This is a genomic window from Mesorhizobium sp. L-8-10 (assembly GCF_016756635.1).
Lineage (GTDB): Bacteria > Pseudomonadota > Alphaproteobacteria > Rhizobiales > Rhizobiaceae.
This window is the reverse complement of the sequence record NZ_AP023263.1, coordinates 694,025-713,107: the sequence shown is the minus strand read 5'-3', so window position 1 is coordinate 713,107 and position 19,083 is coordinate 694,025. Positions and strand designations below refer to the sequence as shown.

General features: G+C 63.9%; 20 protein-coding genes. 6 read left to right on the top strand and 14 right to left on the bottom strand.

The window, feature by feature from the left end; translation table 11 throughout:
• Window positions 1-164: 164 nt before the first annotated feature.
• From hpaR to JN280_RS03185, 5 genes are read right to left on the bottom strand one after another with little or no spacing between them, the layout of a single operon-like run.
• Window positions 165-761 carry a homoprotocatechuate degradation operon regulator HpaR gene (gene hpaR, locus JN280_RS03205; RefSeq protein ID WP_202310082.1) on the bottom strand — a complete coding sequence of 199 codons (597 nt, stop codon included), beginning with the start codon at window positions 759-761 and terminating at the stop codon, window positions 165-167.
• 47 nt (window positions 762-808) lie between these two features.
• Window positions 809-1,648, bottom strand: a complete 840-nt coding sequence (locus JN280_RS03200) for a metal ABC transporter permease (RefSeq protein ID WP_202310081.1) — start codon at window positions 1,646-1,648, stop codon at window positions 809-811.
• A gap of 49 nt (window positions 1,649-1,697) precedes the next feature.
• The gene (locus JN280_RS03195; protein WP_202310080.1) at window positions 1,698-2,558 is read right to left on the bottom strand and encodes a metal ABC transporter permease; all 861 of its coding nucleotides are present in this window, start codon (window positions 2,556-2,558) and stop codon (window positions 1,698-1,700) included.
• Entirely contained in the window at window positions 2,555-3,451 is an 897-nt protein-coding gene (locus JN280_RS03190) for a manganese/iron ABC transporter ATP-binding protein (RefSeq protein ID WP_202310079.1), read from the bottom strand. Before JN280_RS03190 ends, JN280_RS03195 begins: the two co-directional genes overlap by 4 nt.
• On the bottom strand, window positions 3,448-4,344 hold the full coding sequence (locus tag JN280_RS03185) for a metal ABC transporter substrate-binding protein (RefSeq protein WP_202310078.1): 897 nt from the start codon (window positions 4,342-4,344) through the stop codon (window positions 3,448-3,450). Before JN280_RS03185 ends, JN280_RS03190 begins: the two co-directional genes overlap by 4 nt.
• Before the next feature lie 189 nt (window positions 4,345-4,533).
• Between JN280_RS03185 and JN280_RS03180 the strand changes: the two genes are divergently transcribed.
• Window positions 4,534-4,962, top strand: coding sequence for a Fur family transcriptional regulator (locus JN280_RS03180; RefSeq protein WP_202310077.1), 429 nt, complete (start codon window positions 4,534-4,536; stop codon window positions 4,960-4,962).
• 68 nt (window positions 4,963-5,030) lie between these two features.
• Here the strand turns inward: JN280_RS03180 and JN280_RS03175 are convergent, their stop codons facing one another.
• The 9 genes from JN280_RS03175 to JN280_RS03135 all read right to left on the bottom strand — a co-directional run bounded on the left by JN280_RS03175 (window position 5,031) and on the right by JN280_RS03135 (window position 13,408).
• On the bottom strand, window positions 5,031-5,423 hold the full coding sequence (locus JN280_RS03175) for a DUF3307 domain-containing protein (RefSeq protein WP_202310076.1): 393 nt from the start codon (window positions 5,421-5,423) through the stop codon (window positions 5,031-5,033).
• Between the two features lie 27 nt (window positions 5,424-5,450).
• A complete protein-coding gene (locus JN280_RS03170) occupies window positions 5,451-7,256 on the bottom strand; it encodes an adenylate/guanylate cyclase domain-containing protein (protein ID WP_202310075.1) in 1,806 nt (601 codons plus the stop codon).
• Window positions 7,257-7,290: 34 nt separating this feature from the next.
• On the bottom strand, window positions 7,291-8,622 hold the full coding sequence (locus JN280_RS03165) for an NAD(P)/FAD-dependent oxidoreductase (protein WP_202310074.1): 1,332 nt from the start codon (window positions 8,620-8,622) through the stop codon (window positions 7,291-7,293).
• 2 nt (window positions 8,623-8,624) lie between these two features.
• Window positions 8,625-9,098, bottom strand: coding sequence for a DoxX family protein (locus tag JN280_RS03160; RefSeq protein ID WP_202310073.1), 474 nt, complete (start codon window positions 9,096-9,098; stop codon window positions 8,625-8,627).
• Window positions 9,099-9,116: 18 nt separating this feature from the next.
• Window positions 9,117-9,887, bottom strand: a complete 771-nt coding sequence (locus JN280_RS03155; RefSeq protein WP_202310072.1) for an HvfC/BufC N-terminal domain-containing protein — start codon at window positions 9,885-9,887, stop codon at window positions 9,117-9,119.
• Window positions 9,874-10,905: an MNIO family bufferin maturase gene (gene bufB, locus JN280_RS03150; RefSeq protein WP_202310071.1), complete on the bottom strand. Its 1,032-nt coding sequence runs from the start codon at window positions 10,903-10,905 to the stop codon at window positions 9,874-9,876. The genes JN280_RS03155 and bufB overlap by 14 nt, the downstream gene beginning before the upstream one ends.
• Window positions 10,906-10,938: 33 nt before the next feature.
• Window positions 10,939-11,208, bottom strand: a complete 270-nt coding sequence (locus JN280_RS03145) for a BufA1 family periplasmic bufferin-type metallophore (protein WP_202310070.1) — start codon at window positions 11,206-11,208, stop codon at window positions 10,939-10,941.
• A 240-nt stretch (window positions 11,209-11,448) separates the two neighbouring features.
• Window positions 11,449-12,534, bottom strand: coding sequence for a patatin-like phospholipase family protein (locus tag JN280_RS03140; RefSeq protein WP_202310069.1), 1,086 nt, complete (start codon window positions 12,532-12,534; stop codon window positions 11,449-11,451).
• 46 nt (window positions 12,535-12,580) lie between these two features.
• Window positions 12,581-13,408, bottom strand: a complete 828-nt coding sequence (locus JN280_RS03135) for a 3-hydroxybutyrate dehydrogenase (protein WP_202310068.1) — start codon at window positions 13,406-13,408, stop codon at window positions 12,581-12,583.
• A 149-nt stretch (window positions 13,409-13,557) separates the two neighbouring features.
• Between JN280_RS03135 and JN280_RS03130 the strand changes: the two genes are divergently transcribed.
• The 5 genes from JN280_RS03130 (at window position 13,558) to uxaC (ending at window position 19,057) form a co-directional block, all read left to right on the top strand.
• Window positions 13,558-14,472, top strand: a complete 915-nt coding sequence (locus JN280_RS03130) for a LysR family transcriptional regulator (protein ID WP_202310067.1) — start codon at window positions 13,558-13,560, stop codon at window positions 14,470-14,472.
• A gap of 201 nt (window positions 14,473-14,673) precedes the next feature.
• On the top strand, window positions 14,674-15,174 hold the full coding sequence (locus JN280_RS03125; protein ID WP_202310066.1) for a cupin domain-containing protein: 501 nt from the start codon (window positions 14,674-14,676) through the stop codon (window positions 15,172-15,174).
• A 253-nt stretch (window positions 15,175-15,427) separates the two neighbouring features.
• Window positions 15,428-16,630, top strand: a complete 1,203-nt coding sequence (locus JN280_RS03120) for an MFS transporter (protein WP_202310065.1) — start codon at window positions 15,428-15,430, stop codon at window positions 16,628-16,630.
• 357 nt (window positions 16,631-16,987) lie between these two features.
• Window positions 16,988-17,455: a DUF302 domain-containing protein gene (locus JN280_RS03115; protein WP_202310064.1), complete on the top strand. Its 468-nt coding sequence runs from the start codon at window positions 16,988-16,990 to the stop codon at window positions 17,453-17,455.
• A gap of 198 nt (window positions 17,456-17,653) precedes the next feature.
• Window positions 17,654-19,057, top strand: a complete 1,404-nt coding sequence (uxaC, locus tag JN280_RS03110) for a glucuronate isomerase (protein WP_202310063.1) — start codon at window positions 17,654-17,656, stop codon at window positions 19,055-19,057.
• Window positions 19,058-19,083: the final 26 nt, after the last annotated feature.

Sequence of the window (19,083 nt, the reverse complement as noted above, 5' to 3'; positions counted from 1 at the left end):
GGTCGCTGGCATGCACTGGCGGGTATCGCGATCCTACCCCCCGGCGAGGTGCGGGAGTTGGTCGCTGGGCGGCATATAGTGTCGGGCTCGGCAATGCCGCAAGGCGCTGGCCGAAGCCGCTGTTGCGGCTTGGAGCAATGATCTTCGTCCCGACCGGTGTCGCTCTACCCCTTGCGCGGTCGTCCGCGCTGCTTCAGGGGCGCCAGGGAGACAACGTCGTCGTCGGGCTCGCTGTCGTCGAACTTGAATTCGACATAGCCGAGCTTGGTCTCGAGTTCCTCCAGCAGACTTTGCAACTGATGGAGTTTCTCGCGGCCCATGGCCCGCTTGATCTGCCCGTAGATGACCTCGCAATCGGGAGTGAGCAGTTGGACCAGGCGCCGGCCTCGCTCCGTCAGCCGGACCTGCATGCACCGCATGTCGCGCGGATCGGTCTCCCGCTCGACGTAACCGCGCTGTTCCAGTTCGCGCACGATCCGCGAGAGAGACGGCACCAGCAGCGCCGTAACCCGCGACAGTTCTGTGAGTTCGATGTCGGCCAGTTCGTCGACGGTGCGCAACACGCGGAACTGCGGCTCGGTCAGGCCGTGGCGGCGCAACAGGTTGCGGAACGGCATCATGATGCTCTCCCGCGCACGCACCAGGGCGAGCGGGAGCACATTGACGATGCTTTTCCTCCCTTTGCGGGCCGCTTCCAGCGGCTCTGGTTTTTTCAGGTTTCCCATCCGCGAACGAGCCCCGTCCGGCGTAGTCTCCTTCATCTTTCATCCCATAGGGGTCGGGACGATTCAATGCGCTTTTTCTTGGATCATCCGGCCGCTTGCCGCTCCCGGCGGGCATTGCCGATGCGGGACAGGATGAAGGCCGCCACGAAGGCGGCGCTCATCAGGAGCACGATGGTCGGCGCGGGCGCCGAATCGATGAAGAAGCTCAGATACACCCCGAGGAACGACGCAACGACCGCGACGGCGATCGACATCAGCATCATGCGTTCGAAACGCGTCGTGAGCAGATAGGCGATCGCGCCGGGGCCGATCAGCATGGCAATCGCCAGGATGATGCCGACGGCCTTCAGCGCGCCGACGATCGTCAGCGATAGGATCGCGAGCAGGCCGTAGTGGAGCAGCCGCACCGGCAGGCCGATCGCCTGGGCGTGCTGGGGATCGAAGGCATGCAGCAGAAGGTCGCGCCGGAAGATGCCGACCGAGCCGAGCACGAAGGCGGCGATCACGCCGCTTTCGAGCACGTCGCCCCAACTCACGCCCAGCATGTCGCCGAACAATATGTGGTCGAGATGAACCTCGGTCTGGATCTTGGTGTAGAGCACCAGCCCGAGACCGAACATGCCGGAAAAGACGATGCCCATGACCGTGTCTTCCTTGACCCGGCTGTTCTCCTTGAGAAAACCCGTGGTGAGCGCGCAGGTCATGCCGGCCGCGAAGGCGCCGATTGCGAGCGGCAGGCCGACGATATAGGCGAGCACGACGCCGGGCAGCACGGCATGGCTGATGGCGTCGCCCATCAGCGACCAGCCCTTGAGAACGAGGAAGCATGAGAGCAGCGCCATCGGGGCCGCGACGAGGATCGCAATGACGAAGGCCTGCTGCATGAAGCCGAACTGGAAGGGCAGGAGAAGCGTGTCGTTCATGACGCAACTCCCCTGCAAGCCCGCAGCAACGGGGTGGGATCGATCGCCATCACAGGCCCTCCTGCAGCGCCTGCCGGGCCCTGCGACGGGCTGCCAGCATGCCGTGCTTGGGCGCAAAGGCGAAGACGACCAGGAAGATCAGCGTCTGCAGGACGACGATGATGCCGCCCGTGGCGCCGTCGAGGAAATAGCTGGCATAGGCGCCGGCGAAGCTCGTCGCCGTGCCGATGGCCACGCTCACCGCGATCAGGCGCGGAAACCGGTCGGTCAGGAGATAGGCGGTCGCTCCCGGCGTCACGACCATCGCGATCACGAGGAAGGCGCCGACCGTCTGCAGGGCAGCCACCGTGCAGGCCGAGAGCAGGGTGAAGAACAGCACCCTCAACCGGTCGGGATTGAGGCCGATGGAGCGGGCATGGTTCTCGTCGAAGAAGGTCACCATAAGGTCGCGCCAGCGCAGGAGCAGGACCGCCAGCGATACGCCGGCGATGATGACGAGTTGGACCGTGTCCTCGGTCGTGATGGCGAGGATGTTGCCGAGCACGATCGTCTGGATGTTCACAGCGGTCGGCGACAGCGACACCATGAACAGGCCGAGGCCGAAGAAGGAAGTGAAGATCAGGCCGATGATGGCATCTTCCTTGAGTTTGGTCCGCTGGTTGAGGAAGAGCATCGCACCTGCCGCCAGGCCGCCGGAGAGGAAGGCGCCGAAGGCGAAGGGCAGGCCCAGCATATAGGCGCCGGCCACGCCGGGCACGATCGAGTGCGAGAGCGCGTCGCCGATCAGCGACCAGCCCTTGAGCATCAGATAGGCGGACAGGAAGGCGCAAACGCCGCCGACGAGCGCCGAGACCCACATGGCGTTGACCATGTAGCCGTAGGAGAAGGGCTCGATGAGAGTGGCGATCATTTGCGCGGACCTCCGTTCTGTCCTTCGCCATTGTCGCCATAGATCACGAAGGGCCGCTCGTCGTCGGTCAGGACGGTGACCTTCCTGGTGTCGGCATCGGCATGAAGTTCGGCGCCGCCGAGGATGAACTGGCGCAGGACCCCGCCGAAGGCCTGTTCCAGATTGGCCTGGGTGAAGACTTCGCTCGTCGGACCTGCCGCCAGGACCGTGCGGTTGATCAGCACGGCACGATCGCAGAAGCGCGGCACGCTGCCGAGATTGTGGGTCGAGACGAGCATGATGCGGCCTTCCGCCCGCAGCGCCTGCAACAATGCGATGATCGCCTCCTCGGTGCGCACGTCGACGCCGGTGAAGGGCTCGTCGAGAAGGATGACTTGCCCTTCCTGGGCGAGCGCCCGGGCGAGGAAGACGCGCTTCTTCTGGCCGCCCGACAATTCGCCGATCTGCCGCTTGCGATAGGCGCTCATGCCGACACGCTCCAGCGCCGCGTCGACCTTCTCCCGATCTGTCGCCCGCGGGATGCGCAGCAAATTCATATGGCCGTAGCGGCCCATCATCACGACGTCCTCGACCAGGACAGGGAAGTTCCAGTCGACATCCTCGGCCTGCGGCACATAGGCGACGGCATTGCGCTTCAGCGCCGTCGCCGCCGGGGCGCCGAACATCGAGACGGAGCCGGCGGCGAGCGGCACGAAGCCCATGATCGACTTGAAAAGGGTGGACTTGCCGCTGCCGTTGACGCCGACGAGCGCGGTGATGGAGCCGCGCGGAATGGAAAAGCTGGCGTTGCGCACAGCAGTGTGACCGTTGCGGTAGGTGACGGTGATGCCGTCGACCGAAAGGCCGTCTGCCTTGGCTCGCGCGCTGCCGGCGCTGGCTGGGGGAGAGTTCATTCCGTCAAGCCCTTGGCGATGGTTTCCGTGGTGACGCGCAACAGGTCGAGATAGGTCGGAACCGGGCCGTCGGCGTCGCTCAGCGAATCAACATAGAGCACGCCGCCATATTTGGCGCCCGTTTCCCGGGCCACTTGCTTGGCCGGATCCGCCGAAATCGTGCTTTCGCTGAAGACGGCGGGGATGTTGTTGGCCCGCACCACGTCGATCACCTTGCGTACCTGCTGCGGCGTGCCCTGCTGGTCGGCGTTGATGGGCCACAGATAGAGCTCCTTCAGGCCGAAATCATGGGCGAGATAGCTGAAGGCGCCTTCGCTGGACACCAGCCAGCGCCGCTCGGCCGGGATCGCCGACAGCCGGGCGCGGATCGGCTCCACCGTCGCCTTGATCTTCTCGGCATAGGCGGCCGCGTTGCGGTCGTAGGTCGCGGCGTTCTCGGGGTCGTGCTCGACGAGCGCCTTGCGGATGTTCTCGACATAGATGAGCGCCGCCTCGGGCGACATCCAGGCATGCGGGTTGGGCTTGCCCGTATAGGGGCCCTCCGCAATGCCGATGGGCTGAACGCCCTCGGACACGACTACGCCTGGCACATCCTTGAGGTTCTGGAAGAATTTCTGGAACCACTGCTCCAGGTTCAGTCCGTTCCACAGGATCAGTCCGGCGTCCTGCGCGCGGATAAGGTCGCCCGGCGTCGGCTGGTAGTTGTGGATCTCGGCATTGGGTTTGGTGATGGATTCGACGTCGGCCGCGTCGCCTGCGACGTTGCGCGCCATGTCGGCGATGATGGTGAAGGTCGTCACCACCTTCAGCTTCTCGCTCTTGCTCGCCTCGCCGGAGCAGGCCGCGAGGGTAAACGCGAATAGCAGGGCCAGGGCGGCACGGAACGCCTTCATGATCACTCCTGTGGCATAAGTGAGGGCCGGCGCGGATCGCGCCGTTGCCGCCAAGAGATAGAGGCTGCGTTGCGGCCTGTCAATGCAATTGCAAATCGTTTGCAACAAAGTCCGGCAAAATGCGTGGAAATGGTCGTCATGGGGAGGGCATTCTTTGCAACTGGTTGTCATCTGGCGCATAATCCAGCCATGACGACAGTGACTCGCAAGCCCGACTACGAGAAGGAACTGCGGCGCGCCGGCGTACGCATCACGCGCCCCCGCCGCATCATCCTCGGCATCCTGACCGAGTCCGACGGCCACCCCGATGCGCTCGAGATTTTCCAGTGTGCGGCGGCCCTCGACAGCAGCATCTCGCTCTCGACGGTCTACCGCACGATGAAGCTGCTGGAGGGCATGGGTGCCATCCATCGCCACGCCTTCGAAGGCGGCCCCTCTCGCTTCGAGCAGGCCGGCGGCGATCATCACGACCATCTGATCGATATCGAGACCGGCGACGTGATCGAGTTCAAATCGGACAGGATCGAGCAGCTCCAGGACGAGATCGCAAAAGCGCTCGGTTACGACATCGTCCATCACAGGCTCGAGCTCTACGGCCGCAAGCGTCGCGCAGGCTGAGCCGATCTCCGGAACGCAGCGGATTTCCTGGTATCCGATGTCGAAGGCATGTCACCTGGCGGTACCTCTCAGATCCCGTTCTTCGAGGCGAGCGCAACAAAGACCAGGCCGACATAGGTGAGTTGGTGCAAGCACTGGTCTGCCCCATGCAGCGCCCAGTATGCAGCCGAATCGGGTCCGGCACCGCTGCGTCCCGACAGCCCGTCCTTGGTATGGTCGGTCGCGTAGTGGACCGTGAATTCCGCGGCACAGAGCAGGAGGATCGCACCGGGTTCGAGCCCCGCGATGAGGAAGGCCGGCAGCGAGCCGAAGGCATGCAGGCCCGCGTGAGCGTAGCCGCCGAAGCAGCGCATGTCGCCCTTGCCTCGCCGGATCCAGCCCGGCTGGAGCAGATAGTCTGCGACGAAATGCTTGAGCTGGAAGCAAAGAAGCATTGCGAGCGTCACAGTCGTCATTTGCATGATCATCCTCCGTGGCCGCGTGGTTGTTCAGGTCGCGAGCGTGTGTATCTGGACGGGGACTGCCTTGCCCCGGACATTCGTTATGCCGAGCGGCTGCGCGAGGATCTCTCCGCCGGTGCGCGCAAGGGTCATGTCGCTGAGGACGATTTCGACACCGTGTTCCTTGGCGACCCCGACCAGCCGGCTTGCGAGATTGACCGTGTCGCCGATCGCCGTATAGCTCAGCCGCTCTGCCGATCCGATATTGCCGACCAGTGCGGTGCCGGTGTTGATACCGATCCGCACCCGTATGTCGGAGCGGTCAGGCGAGACGGGGGGGAGAGCATGCATGGCCGCCCGGATCGCAGCGGCCGCGCGGCATGCCCGGATAGCGTGATCAGGCACGGCTGTCGGTGCGTTCCAGATCGCCATCACGGCGTCGCCGATGAACTTGTCGACCGTGCCGCCCTCCGAGTGGATAGCCTCCACGGCAAGCGTCAGGAAATTGGTCAGATGCGGCTGGACGGCCGGCCCGAGCCGCTCGGTGAGTTCGGTGAAGCCCGGCAGATCGGCAAACATCACCGTCACTTCCGCGAACTTGCCGCCGGGCGCCGGTTCGAGGCCGGCCGCGACAAGAGGCCGGACGACATCAAGCGGCATATATTTCGCGAAGGCCGACAGTCCACCTGCCATGCGCTTCATCGCCAGTGAGAAATCATTGAGTTCGGCGAGGAAGGTCGGATCGTGACGCACCTGGTCGAGCGCGAACCGTTCGATCTGGCGGAGCTGAAGCGCAAGCTGGCGGACTGGCCTGGCAAAAAGCAGATTTGAAAAGAGAACAGCCGTTATCGCTGCAAGCACGACCAGCCCGGCGACCACGAGCACCACCCGGCGCGTGTTGCGGTCGATCTCTTCGGCGAATGCGGAGCGCGGTATCGCGGTGAGAAGCCGCCATCGTTCGAAGGGCAGCGCGAAGGACGAGACATAGACCGGACCGACATCGCCGCTGTCGACCAGGGTGCGGAATTCGTTCCCTTTTGCCATCGAAATCGCGGCGCCTACTGCGGCCGCAAGGGCATCGCCCTTTGGAAAGTCACGGAGATGCGCCGGCATGGGGTCAGCGGACGCATCCGAGGCGGCAATTACCTTGTCGCCGCTGCCCAGCACGAACGTCTTGCCATGGCCCGACGCCCGCAGGCCGCTCAGCATCGCGGATAGATCGGCAAAGCTCACCGCCACCATGACGACGCCCTGGTACTTGCCATAGAGCTCGACCCGCTTCGAGACGACCACCGATGGCTCAAAGCCGTTGGGCAAGATATCGATCATGCTCCAGACAGCTTGCGACGACTTCATGGCCTGCCGATACCAGGGCGCGCCGAGCGCAACGTAAGCGCTCTCGCCATGGATGCGCTCCTCGAACATCACGTCGCCGGGAATGGGCCGATAGATGTCGCGGCGCAGCGGGCGCGGCTTGCCCGGCTGCCCTACGCCGATTTCGACCATCTCGATCCTGTCGCCGGGTGCGGCGTGGGAGCCGAAGAACCGTCCGTCCGGAAAGCCGAAGCCGATCCAGCCGATCGCCGGCTGTTCACGCAACAGCGACAGGAAGAGGAACTCCCGTTTCACTTCGTCATCGGCCTTGATCGCTCCCTGGAACAGGATCGACCGGATGATCTCTGCCGTGCCGGCCACGAGCGCCAGCGTCGATGCCAATTCGGCGCGGACGGAATCGGCGCTCTGAGCATCGAGACTGGCAACGATCTTCTCGACATTGCGGGTGGCCGTGCGCTGCCAGATGAGATGCACGGATGCCGCCGTCGACATGACCGCGACGAGAAGGAGTGCGGTCATCGCCCGGCCAAGCGCGATGCGCGGCAGGCGGGGCCTAACGCTCGCGGCGTCCGGTGATGAGGCGTGCGCTGCGGTCAAATGTTGCATAGGCCCAGGCCCAGTCGAGGAAGACGACGATGCGGTTGCGGAAGCCGACCAGAAACCACAGATGCGCGAGGCTCCACAGCAGCCATGCAGGCAAACCGCCGAGCTTGACGCGACCGAGATCCGCGACCGCGGCCCTACGGCCGATGGTGGCCAGATTGCCGTAGTCGGCGTAGCGGAAAGGTGCGACCGCCTCTCCCGACAGACGAGCCTCGATCAGGCTGGCCACATAGCGCCCCATCTGTTTCGCGGCAGGGGCAACACCCGGGACCGGACGACCGTCCCTGCCCTTCACTGCGGCCGTGTCGCCGATGACATAGACGCCTTCGCGGCCAGGCACATGAAGGCGTTCGTCGACAATGACGCGACCGGCGCGATCGGACGGGACGCCCAGCCATTTCGCGGCGCGCGAGGCCATGACGCCGGCCGCCCACAGGATGCAGACGGAAGCGATATGCCGCCCGTCGGCCAGCATGACGCCGTTGTCGTCGCATTCGGTAACGGCAGCCCCGAGCCTGACCTCGACGCCAAGCTTTTCGAGCTGGCGCCTCGCGGAATCCGAGAGCGTCTCTGGAAATGCAGTGAGCAGCCGCTTGTCGGCCTCGACGAGCACTACCCTTGCGGTCGAGGAATCGATGTTGCGAAAGTCTCGAACGATCGCGTTGCGTGCCAGTTCGACGATGGCGCCGGCAAGTTCCACGCCGGTCGGCCCACCGCCTACTACCACGAAGGTCAGGAGTTTTTGACGCAGTGCCGCATCCTCGGTCGCTTCCGCCCTTTCGAAAGCGGTCAGGATACGGCCGCGAATTTCGGTTGCGTCGGCAATGGTCTTGAGACCGGGCGCGGCCTCTTCCCACGCGTCGTGACCGAAATAGGCGTGCCGCGCTCCTGTGGCGACGACCAGATAGTCGTAGGGCATGCGCCTGTTGGTGGTCCGCACGGTCCGCGTGGTGGTGTCGATGCCTTCCACCTTTTCCATAAGGACAGTGGCGTTCTTCTGACCGGCGAGGATGCGCCGGATCGGCGTGGCGATCTGCGCCGGCGACAGGGCGGCTGTCGCCACCTGATAGAGCAGCGGCTGGAACAGATGGTGGTTGCGCCGGTCGACGACGGTCACGTCGACCGGCGCATTGCGCAATCCGATCGCCGCATTGAGACCGCCAAAGCCGGCACCAAGTATGACGACCTGCGGCCGGCGAACCGCAGGCGTGCCTGCTTTCTCTTGCTGACCTTCGCGTTCCGTCACGGTTATCGCCGCCGCTTCGATGGATTGCCGCAGCATCGTCATGCTCCGCGATGGAAATAGCTTGCGGCCAGGTGGTCCAGGGACAGAGCGCCCGCGCCTCGGGCCAGAACGAGCAGCAACACCGAGCTCCACATCAGATGTTCGGCCCAATGTCCCGGGAAGACGAAGATCTGGATCACCGCGACGACACCCAGCAGCATCAGTGCGCCGACACGCGAGAACAACCCGAGGAAAAGCAGCGCGGCGCCGGTGATTTCAGCAAGCGTCGCAAGCGGGGCCGCGATCGCCGGATCGATCAGCGGCAGATTGTACTCCAAGGCGAAAAGCTGCAGCGTCACCGGCCAGGAAGCGATCTTGGTCTGCGCCGACTGCCAGAAGACGTGAGCCACCGCGATGCGGCCGGCCAGTTGAACGAGCGAGAGCGGCAAGCGGTCGGCCATCCTCAACAGACTGCGGTAGCGTCCGATAAGGCCGCCCTCTCGGGGCATCGACATTTCCTGCGACATCGTCATGGAACTCTCCGTTGGTTGCTAACAGGCGTGCGTCATGCGCACTTCGGTCACCAGCCCCTCGCCGAACAGGCCCACAAGGGTGCCGAGGAGATCGAACATCGGGTCGTGCCGGAGGGCTCGGGATACCGCCTTCTCCAGGCCAAGACCGGTCTTCAGCGAATGGCGGAAGGCGAGCTGGGCGGGACTCAGGGCAGCGAAGCGCACATTGTCGCCATGCCTCCAGAGCGCGATGCGCTCGATGCCGCGCTGCCAGCATCCAGCCTCGATCGGATTGCCACCGTCCTGGTGCGCGGACCAGATCGACAGCACCGGCCAATGCGAGATGACGAGACGCAAGGACGGCTGCAGGGTCAGTTCCGGGATTGAGCCCGAACCGTCGAGAGCCGCCAGGCTCAAAGGCGGCAGCGATGCCGCGTCGAGCGCTTCCGCGATCGCCCATTCGAGCCGCGCCGTTTCCGCGACGAAGGGCATTTCGGCCAGTCCCTTGAAGGTCCTGAGAAAATTCGGGAAGCCGGAGCCGAAGCGGACGAGCCTCGGCTCGGAAGGCGGACTCCGGCGAATGAACTCGCTTGCGGCATAGCGGAAGAAGCGCTCGTCGATCATGCGCACGGTGACGGGGAACACCGCCATCAGCGTCGCCGTCAGCGACGTGCGCGCATTGTTTTCATAGATACCCAAGCGTCTCAATGGACTGGCGCGGCCCGCCGAAACCAAGGACGAGAGGCTGAGCTGCGGCTTGCCGAGGACAGCCCGCGCGACGGTTTTCTGAAGGTGTTCAAGCGGCAACATGGCGCTTTGTCCATGCGTGGTGGTCTCCAGCCGGGCGTGCAGGTTTGATCGCGTCGAAAGCGGCAAGCACCGGCATCCGGCCCCGCGGGGCTTCGCGTTCGAACGGAAGGACTTTCCCCTGGATGGATGTCCCCGTTTGCCCGCCAGGTGCGAAGGCATCCCGCCGCTTGCGGAAGGCGATCATGGCGGCGAGCATGTCTGCCCACATGGCCTCGCCGAGCAGCACGTCGAGAGCCGGCACATCGGTATCCCATTCGATGAGCGTCGGGCGCGGGCCGAATTTCTCGATCGCGCCGGCGTAAAGCGACCAGACAGCTGGGGGGACGCGCGAGCCATGGTCGTCGATCAGTACGGTGTCATCGCCAACGTCGTTTGTGGCGTGGCCGGCGAGATGGACTTCGCCGATCGCCTCGGCCGGCAGCACATTGATGAATTCGGCGGCGTCGAAACCAAGGTTATGTGCGGAAACGTAGACGTTGTTGACGTCGAGCAGCAGACCGCAGCCGGTGCGTTTGACGAGTTCGGCCAGGAACTCGGCTTCGGTCATCGTCGACCCGCTGAACTCGATATAGGCGGAAAGGTTCTCGATCAGGATCCGGCGCTTCAGCTTGTCCTGCACCTGCTCGACATTGCGCGAGACGATCGCAAGCGCCGCCTTGTCGTAACGGAGCGGCAGGAGATCGTTCAGATAGGCGCCATCGGCCACGCTCCAGGCGAGATGTTCGGACACGAGGTCCGGCTCGAAGCGCACGCAGACCCTGCGCAGGCGCTCCAGATGCTCGAGGTCCAGGCCGGAGGCGCTGCCGAGCGACAAGCCGACGCCATGGACCGAAAGCGGGTAGATCCGGCGAAGCGTTTCGAGCGCAGTGACTGCGGCTGAATCGCCCATGTAGTTCTCGGCATGAACCTCCAGCCAGCCGGCCGATGGGCGGCGCGAGAGCATTTCGGCGATATGCGCCGAGCGAAGACCGATGCCCGCTGCTTGTGGGATCGGAAGGGTCGGAAGCGTGTCGGGCATCGGTCGTCTCCATGGTTGGAGTGAGGGGTCGGATCAGGCCTTGGGCTCGGTGCTGCCGCTGGCAAGCTTTGCGCAGGTGCCGGCGGGCACGTAGATCCACGCGTCGGACTGATTGTCGGCGGTCGAGGTCCCGGCGCAGGAATGCGTAGCCGTCTGGCAGTCGTTCTGGCCGGCCTTGACGACGCCGTAACACTTCTCGAACGAGTACTCCGGCTGGCTCGCCGGTCCGGCGAAGGCTGCGGCTGCGGCGAGCGTGGTAGCCGCAGCGAGGGCCGAGCCGATGAGCGATTTGGTGGCGATCATGATTTTCCGTCTCCTGGGTCTTGGCTTGGGTTTGGGGTCCTGGTTTGGGTCGGACCGGCGTCTCCGCCTGTCCGCATTCACTCTCCCCGATCGCGGCCGCCGACTGAAATGCTCTCTCAGCATGGTTTCGATAGGCGCGCCCTATGCACGACGGCGGCAAAAAAAAGCCCTCCGGCAAGGCGCGCCGGAGGGCATTCGGCAGCAATCCAGGATTATGGATTCTGCCCGCGGGGAGCGTGTTCAGAGATAGCGGTCGCGGATATCCACGGTCGAACGTTGTCCGATCTGGTCGTAGTTGGCTTCAAGCCATTCCTCGGCGCGCTCGCGGCCGCGGTCGCGCAGGTCCGTTAGCAAGCCCCAATCCGCATTGAGCTTGCTTGAAACGCCAAGCTTCTTCATCGTTTCATCGTCCGAGATGCCATGGACGAAGACTCGCTTGAGGTCGAGCGTCTTGCCGGCTTCGGAATCGATCAGCTGGGTGACGAAGGCGATTGCCCGCATTTCCCTGAGAAGTGACGAATTGAAGCTTATCTCGTTGATACGATTGAGGATATCCATCGCGGAGCGTGGTAGCTCGGCGCGCTCGATCGGGTTGATGTGCACGATCAGCACATCAGGCGTCTCGCAGGAGTAGATCAGCGGAAAGATCGCCGGATTGCCCATGTAGCCGCCATCCCAATAGGCCTCGCCATCGATCTCGACGGCCTGGAACAGGAACGGCAGGCATGCCGATGCCATGATCGCGTCGACCGATAGCTCGTCGTTTGAGAATACCTTGACCTTGCCCGTCCGCACATTGGTCGCGCAGATGTGCAGCTTCAGCGGGCAGCGCGACATGCGGACCGCCTCGAGGTCGATCGACTGTTCGAGAACGCTCTTCAGCGGATTGAAATTCAGCGGGTTGAACTGGTAGGGCGACATCAACCGCGTCACCAGGTCGAGCATCAGGAACGCTGGCGAATATTCGAGTGAACGCGAACCGGTCATCCGGTCGAGAAGGCTCGGCTGCAAAGGACTGAAGGCCGCTGCGTGGCTGACGCGGCGCCAGAAATTCGCAAGCGCCTTCTGGGCGCCGCGCCGTCCGCCTTCGGCAAGCCCGTAGGCGAGCACCGCCGCGTTCATGGCGCCGGCGCTGGTGGCGACCACCCCTTCCAAGGTGAGATTCTCCTCTTCCAGCAGCCGGTCGATAACGCCCCAGGTAAAGGCGCCATGCGCTCCTCCGCCCTGGAGGGCGAGGTTGATCGTCCGCGGGCTGCGCGGCGCCCTTGCCGTTCCTGAATCGGTCCGGTTGCGGGCGAACTTCACAACGTCGGCATGGGTATTCATGCTTGCCTCCTCAGGACGCCATTCTGGATGTTTGCCGCGAGCGTGCTCAATGTGCGGTCCAGCCACCATCGACCGGCAGCGCGGTGCCGGTCATGGAAGCTGCGCAGTCGCTGCACAGGAAGACGGTGAGCGCGCCCATCTCTTCCACAGTCGCAAAGCGTCGGGTCGGCTGGTTCTTCAGGAACACGTCACGGATGACGGCATCGCGGGCGACGTTGTGGGACCTCGCCTGGTCCTCGATCTGCTTCTCGACAAGCGGCGTCCACACATAGCCCGGGCAGATCGCGTTCGAAGTCACTCCATACTCGGCGCCTTCCAACGCGACGACCTTGGTCAACCCCACCATGCCGTGCTTCGCAGCGACATAGGCTGCCTTGAAGGGCGAGGCGATCAGGCCGTGTGCGGATGCAACATTGATGATGCGACCGTATCCGCGGCTCTTCATCGGCTCGAACGTGGCCTGGATCAGATGGAACGCGGATGACAGATTGATTGCCAGGATCGAGTCCCATTTGGCGGCCGGAAATTCGCTGATCGGCGCCACATGCTGAATGCCGGCATTGTTGACGACGATGTCGACCTGGCCGAAGCGGGCAACGGCGCGTTCGACCATCATGCGGATCGCATCGCTGCTCGACATGTCGGCGTTGTCATAGGCGACGTCGACGTCGTTTTCATCGGCGATCGCCGCACGCTGGGTTTCGATTTGGGCCGGATCGCCGAAGCCGTTCAGCATCACCGCCGCGCCGTTCTGCGCAAGGGCCTGCGCTATCCCGAGTCCAATGCCGCTGGTCGAGCCGGTTACGATCGCGGTCCTGCCTTCAAGCGGACGTCGCGAGGCCAAGTTTGCTTCCGGTTTGCTGATGTTGAGCATTTGCGGTCTCCGTTGACGCGCCGCGACATGCGGCCGATCTGCGGAGAACACTGGGTCATGCCCGCTCAACAATAAAATGCCGGTGTGCTATCGAATTCATAGCCGGATGGCATTGGCTCAGCGGGATAGGACCGGGTTAGAGGACGGGCATGGACATCCATCACATCCGATATTTCCTTGCCGTGTGTGAGACCCGCAACTTCACGCGGGCAGCGGAGAAGTGCAACGTGACGCAGCCGGCGCTGAGCCGCGCGATCCAGCAACTCGAAGACGAGGTCGGCGGCCTTTTGTTTCGCCGCGAACGCAACCTCACCCACATCACAGATCTCGGCGCGCTGTTGCGGCCCCGGTTCCAGCAGGTCCTCGATGAGCTGACGGGTGTGCGTCAGGAAGCTTCCCGCTTCCTGTGCCTGAAGGACGCGCATCTCAAGGTCGGCATCATGTGCACGATCGGGCCGCGCCGCTTCACCGGCCTGCTCACCGACTTCAACATGCGTCACAAGGGCATTCAGCTGCAACTCGTCGAAGGCGTGCCAAGCCGGCTCTCGCAATTGCTCGAGGAAGGCGAGATCGATGTCGCGATCATGTCGTCGAGCGAGAAGTTTCCGGAACGCTTTGACGTCACGCCGTTGTTTCGAGAACGTTTCGTCCTGGCGTTTCCAGCAGGCCACAGGCTGGCGAAGCACGACGCCGTGCCGATCAGCGCCATCGACGGCGAGATCTACCTGAAACGGGTCAATTGCGAGTATTGGGACCACCTGTCCGAGATTTGTGTCACTCAGGGGGTGCGGCTGCGCATTTCCTATTCGAGTGAGCGTGAAGATTGGATCCAGAACATGGTAGCCGGCGGCCTCGGCATTTGTTTCATCCCCGAATACAGCGCGGTCATCCCCGGCCTGCAGGTGCGCCCTGTCAGTGAGCCCGAAGTGACGCGGGAAGTTTGTCTGGTGACCGTCGCGGGCCGCCGCTTCTCGCCTGCGGTATCGACCTTCGTCGGCGCGGTGAAATCCTACGGCTGGGCGGAAGGCGCGTCGCCGGTCTCCATGCGTCGCTCGGCGGCATAGATCAGGAAATCCATCGATTGCAAAAGAAGTCGGACTGCAATTCATGCGGTCCGGCTGAATCACGTTTACCGATGGCGCCATAGCCTCGGGCTATCAAATCGAGAATCACGCGGCATTTCTCTTCGCCGTCGCAGCCGGCCAATCTCCACATCACGCCCGCATGAATTCACGTCACCGGGCTGGACAAAGGAGAAACCGCAAATGTCTTTGAAAGCCATCCCGTACCGCATGCCGCTCAACCTCCCGCTGGCATTCGGGCTGCTCGCCGCGGCGGCCGCCTTCTACGCCTCGCCCAGCCACGCCGGACAGTGCCCGGCCGATCAGGTCGCCACCAACGCCGCGCAGTCGATGCCGAACCAGCCGGAGGGCGTCACCGACGAGGTTATCAGTTCGATCGACCTCTCGTCGAAGGGCGATGCCTGGAAGGGCAATATGTTCAGGCTGCGCAAGCTCGTTGTTCAGCCTGGCGGAGTCGTGCCGTGGCACGAGCACACGGTCCGTCCCGCTAACATCCTCGTCATCGAGGGCGCGATCACCGAGTACAGCAACAGCTGCAGCGTGCCGATCGAACACAAGGCAGGCGAAGCAACGGCGGAATTCGGCCAGCTCTCGCACTGGTGGAAGAACAACGGTCCGGTGCCGGCCGTGCTCTATTCCGCCGACATCCTGCCACCTGCAACGGATGACCACGGCGCGATGTGATCGGGCTGATGCCAGCGGTCGATGACATCGACCGCCGGAGCGCGACCGCGTGGGCCAAGCCCGTTGGCGCGATAGCCATGCGGCACGGAGCGGCGCCGGCGGTCGAGGCCGGGTGGATGCTCAGCATCCACCCCACTGGACGCGTCGGCATCCGGTGCCACTGGTATGAGCGGTCCCATTGCTGACCACCACCACCTTCACTCGATGTTCCCGGTCCCGTCGGGAACGCCGGGCCACGCGGAGGCGCGTTCCAATGACCAGTTCCGACGGCACCTTTCCCATCAGATTCCGCATGGTTGCGGCAGACAGCCTGCGCTTCGGCATCATCGCGCTCATCGCCTTCCTGACGCTGGTCGACCTGTTCGCCGCGCAAGCGATTCTGCCCTCGCTGGTCGTGAAATTCGACGTCAGCCGGGCGACGATGGGCGTCGCGGTCAATGCCAGCACCTTCGGCATGGCGATTGCCGGCGTCGCCGTCGCGCTGTTCGGTCGCAATATCGACCGGCGCAACGGTATCTGGATCACCCTTGTGCTGCTTGCGATCCCGACCACGCTGCTTTCGGTGACCGATGACATAGCGACATTCGCCTTGTTGCGCGTCGCGCAGGGCCTCTGCATGTCGACGGCATTCACGCTGACGGTTGCTTACCTCGCCGAGCATTATTCTGCCGGCCAGACGACCGCCGCGCTTGCCGCTTACGTGACCGGCAATGTCGCCAGCAACTTCTTCGGCCGCATCCTTTCGGCGGCCGTCGCCGACAGCTTCGGGATCTCTGCCAACTTCCTGACCTTCGCGGTCCTCAACATTACAGGCGCCTTGCTCGTCTGGCTGACACTCAAGAAGACCGGGCGCATGATGCAGGCCGAGGCCGGCAGGGAACCCGCGGGCCAAGCCTGGAGGGTTCAATTCCTGAATAACGAACTAAGGAACTGCTTCGCAATCGGCTTCCTTATTCTGTTCGTCTTCATCGGCACCTTCACCTATGTGAACTTCCAGTTGAGTGCTGCCCCGATCAGCCTGTCGCCAATGGCGCTCGGACTGGTCTATTTCGTGTTCCTGCCCTCGATGCTGACAACGCCGCTCGCCGGCCGCGTGGCCAGGGGGTTCGGTCCAGGCCGCGGCATCGGCATTACGTTGGGGATCGCAATCGCCGGGCTCCTTGCGCTGATCAGCTCAAACCTTCCGGTCGTGCTGGCAGGCATGACGCTGATTGCCGTCGGCACGTTCCTGGGCCAGGCAATCGCGACCGGTCATGTCAGCCGCGTGGCCGCCTCCGACAAGGCGGCAGCCAGCGGGACTTACCTTGCTTCGTACTATTCAGGAGGTCTGGTGGGCAGTTTCGTTCTCGGCCAGGCGTATGACAGGCTCGGCTGGACGGCTTGCGTCATTATCCTCGTCATGGCGCTGATTGCGGCGATGACGCTTGCTCGCGCCCTGACCACGCCGCGGAACTGACCCTGCTTCCGCCAGGAAGCCGGACCCCTTGGGCGGTCGCGTCGCCGAGACGATCTCGTGCTGCATCACCAGCAAAGCCAACGGCCGACAGGATCGACCGTCGGAGCGCGCGACCGCGTGCCGCGCCCCTTGGCACGAAAGGCCAGGCGGCCCGAATAGGCCGCGCCGGCGGCTGAGACAAGGTGGATGCGTGAGCATTCACCAGGCCAGGTTGCGTCAGCATTCAGGCGCGGCGAGATGGGCCATAAGCGCCGCTCATCAACTCAGGCAGCAAACGGCATTATCAATCCGCCGCGACCGCCGGCATGCTTCTCCCAGCCTTGTCACTCGACGGGCCTCACCCATGGAGAAAGAGAAATGATCACCTTAGTCAAATCGATACTGGCCGCGACGGCCGGGGTGGCGCTGGTGTTCCCGGCGAATGCCGACACCGTTTCCGACGGAGTCGTCACCGTCAGAAGCAGCTATTCGGTTGCCGAGACGGTGTCACGGATCGAGAAGGATGTCGTCAAGAAGGGCATCATGTTCTTCGGCGTGATCGACCAGGCGAAGCTCGGAAACGCCGCCGGCAACATCGTCCAGCCGTCACGGCTCGTCATGTTCGGCAACCCGGCACTCGGCACGACCTTCATAACCGCGAACCCCAAGGCCGGACTCGACTGGCCGGTACGTGTCGTCGTCTACCAGGAGCCCGACGGCTCGGTCTACGCGGCCTACACCGACTTCGACTACATCGCCAGGCGCCACGGAATTGAAAACCGCGCAAAGGAATTCAAGATGGCGACCGAGGTAATCCAGTCGATCACGTCCAGCATCAGGAAGTGAGGGAAACCGATCGATCGAAGGTCCGCTAGGGGTCGATCCACTGCAGACCTTCAATCACGGGCGCGGCGTCGAGCGCGATGCCCGGGCAGACTGAAAGTCGTCATACAAATCATGAACGCTGAGGTTTGACATAGTATCTATTCAGCTCTAGAAAACTGAAATGCCTCCGGGGAGGGAGGCGATGTGGGGGGAGATCGCATGCCGTTGGATGACGATCGCCTGTTCCCGACCGATCCGTCGGTCCGTTCGCTCGCCCGCGCTTTGTTCGCGGAGATCCGCGATCTGCCGATCGTCAGTCCGCATGGCCATACCGACCCGCGCTGGTATGCCGAGAACGAGCGTTTTCCCGATCCTGCCCGGCTGCTGATCGTCCCCGACCACTATATTTTCCGCATGCTCTTCAGCCAGGGCCTGCCGCTGGAGCGCCTCGGCATCCCGCGGAGCGATGGTGGCCCGGTCGAGACCGACGGGCGCAAGATCTGGCGTCTTTTCGCCGAGCATTTCCACCTGTTCCGCGGTACGCCGACGAAGCTCTGGCTGGAACACACTTTCGAGACGCTGTTCGGCCTCGACGCGCCGCTTTCCGCCAGGACGGCGGACCTCTTCTACGACCGGATCGACGAATGTCTCGCGCAGGACGATTTCCGCCCGCGCGCGCTGTTCGAGCGGTTCGACATCGAAGTCATCGCCACGACCGAAGGGGCGCTCGATGATCTGCGCTGGCATCGGGCGATCGGCCAGTCCGGCTGGGGTGGGCGGGTGATCACCACCTACCGTCCCGATTCCGTCGTCGATCCCGATTTTGACGGCTTTGCCGCCAATCTCGATGCCTTCGGCGAGATCACCGGCTGCGACACCGGCACGTGGAAAGGCTATCTCGACGCCCATCGCACGCGCCGCGCCTTCTTCAGGCAGCACGGCGCGACGGCGAGCGACCACGGCCATCCGACCGCCGATACGGCGGACCTCTCTGCGGTCGATGCCGAAGCCCTCTATGTGCGGGTCCGGGCCGGCGGCGCCGGGCCGGCTGAGCGCAACCTGTTCCGCGCGCAGATGCTGACCGAGATGGCGAAGATGAGCCTGGACGACGGGCTTGTCATGCAGATCCATCCCGGATCCCGCCGCAACCATTCGCCCGACATGCTCGCCCGCTTCGGCCGCGACAAAGGCTTCGACATCCCCGGCCGCACCGACTATGTCGCCGCGCTGAAGCCCATGCTCGACGCGGTCGGTCTCGAGCCGGGGTTCACGATCATCCTGTTCACCCTGGACGAGACCTCCTACGCACGCGAACTCGCGCCGCTCGCCGGCGTCTATCCCTGCCTGCGGCTCGGGCCGGCCTGGTGGTTCTTCGACAGTCCGGAAGGCATGCGCCGTTTCCGCGAGCTGACGACCGAGACGGCCGGCTTCTACAACACCGTCGGCTTCAACGACGACACCCGCGCCTTTCCGTCGATCCCCGCCCGCCACGACGTCGCGCGCCGGGTCGACTGCGCCTATCTCGCCGAACTTGTGCTCACCGGCCGCCTCCGGGAGGAGGAGGCGGCCGAGCTTGCCGGTGAGCTCGCTTATGGTCTCGCCAAGCGCGCTTACCGACTTTGACCGAGGAGACCGAAATCAGGGAACAG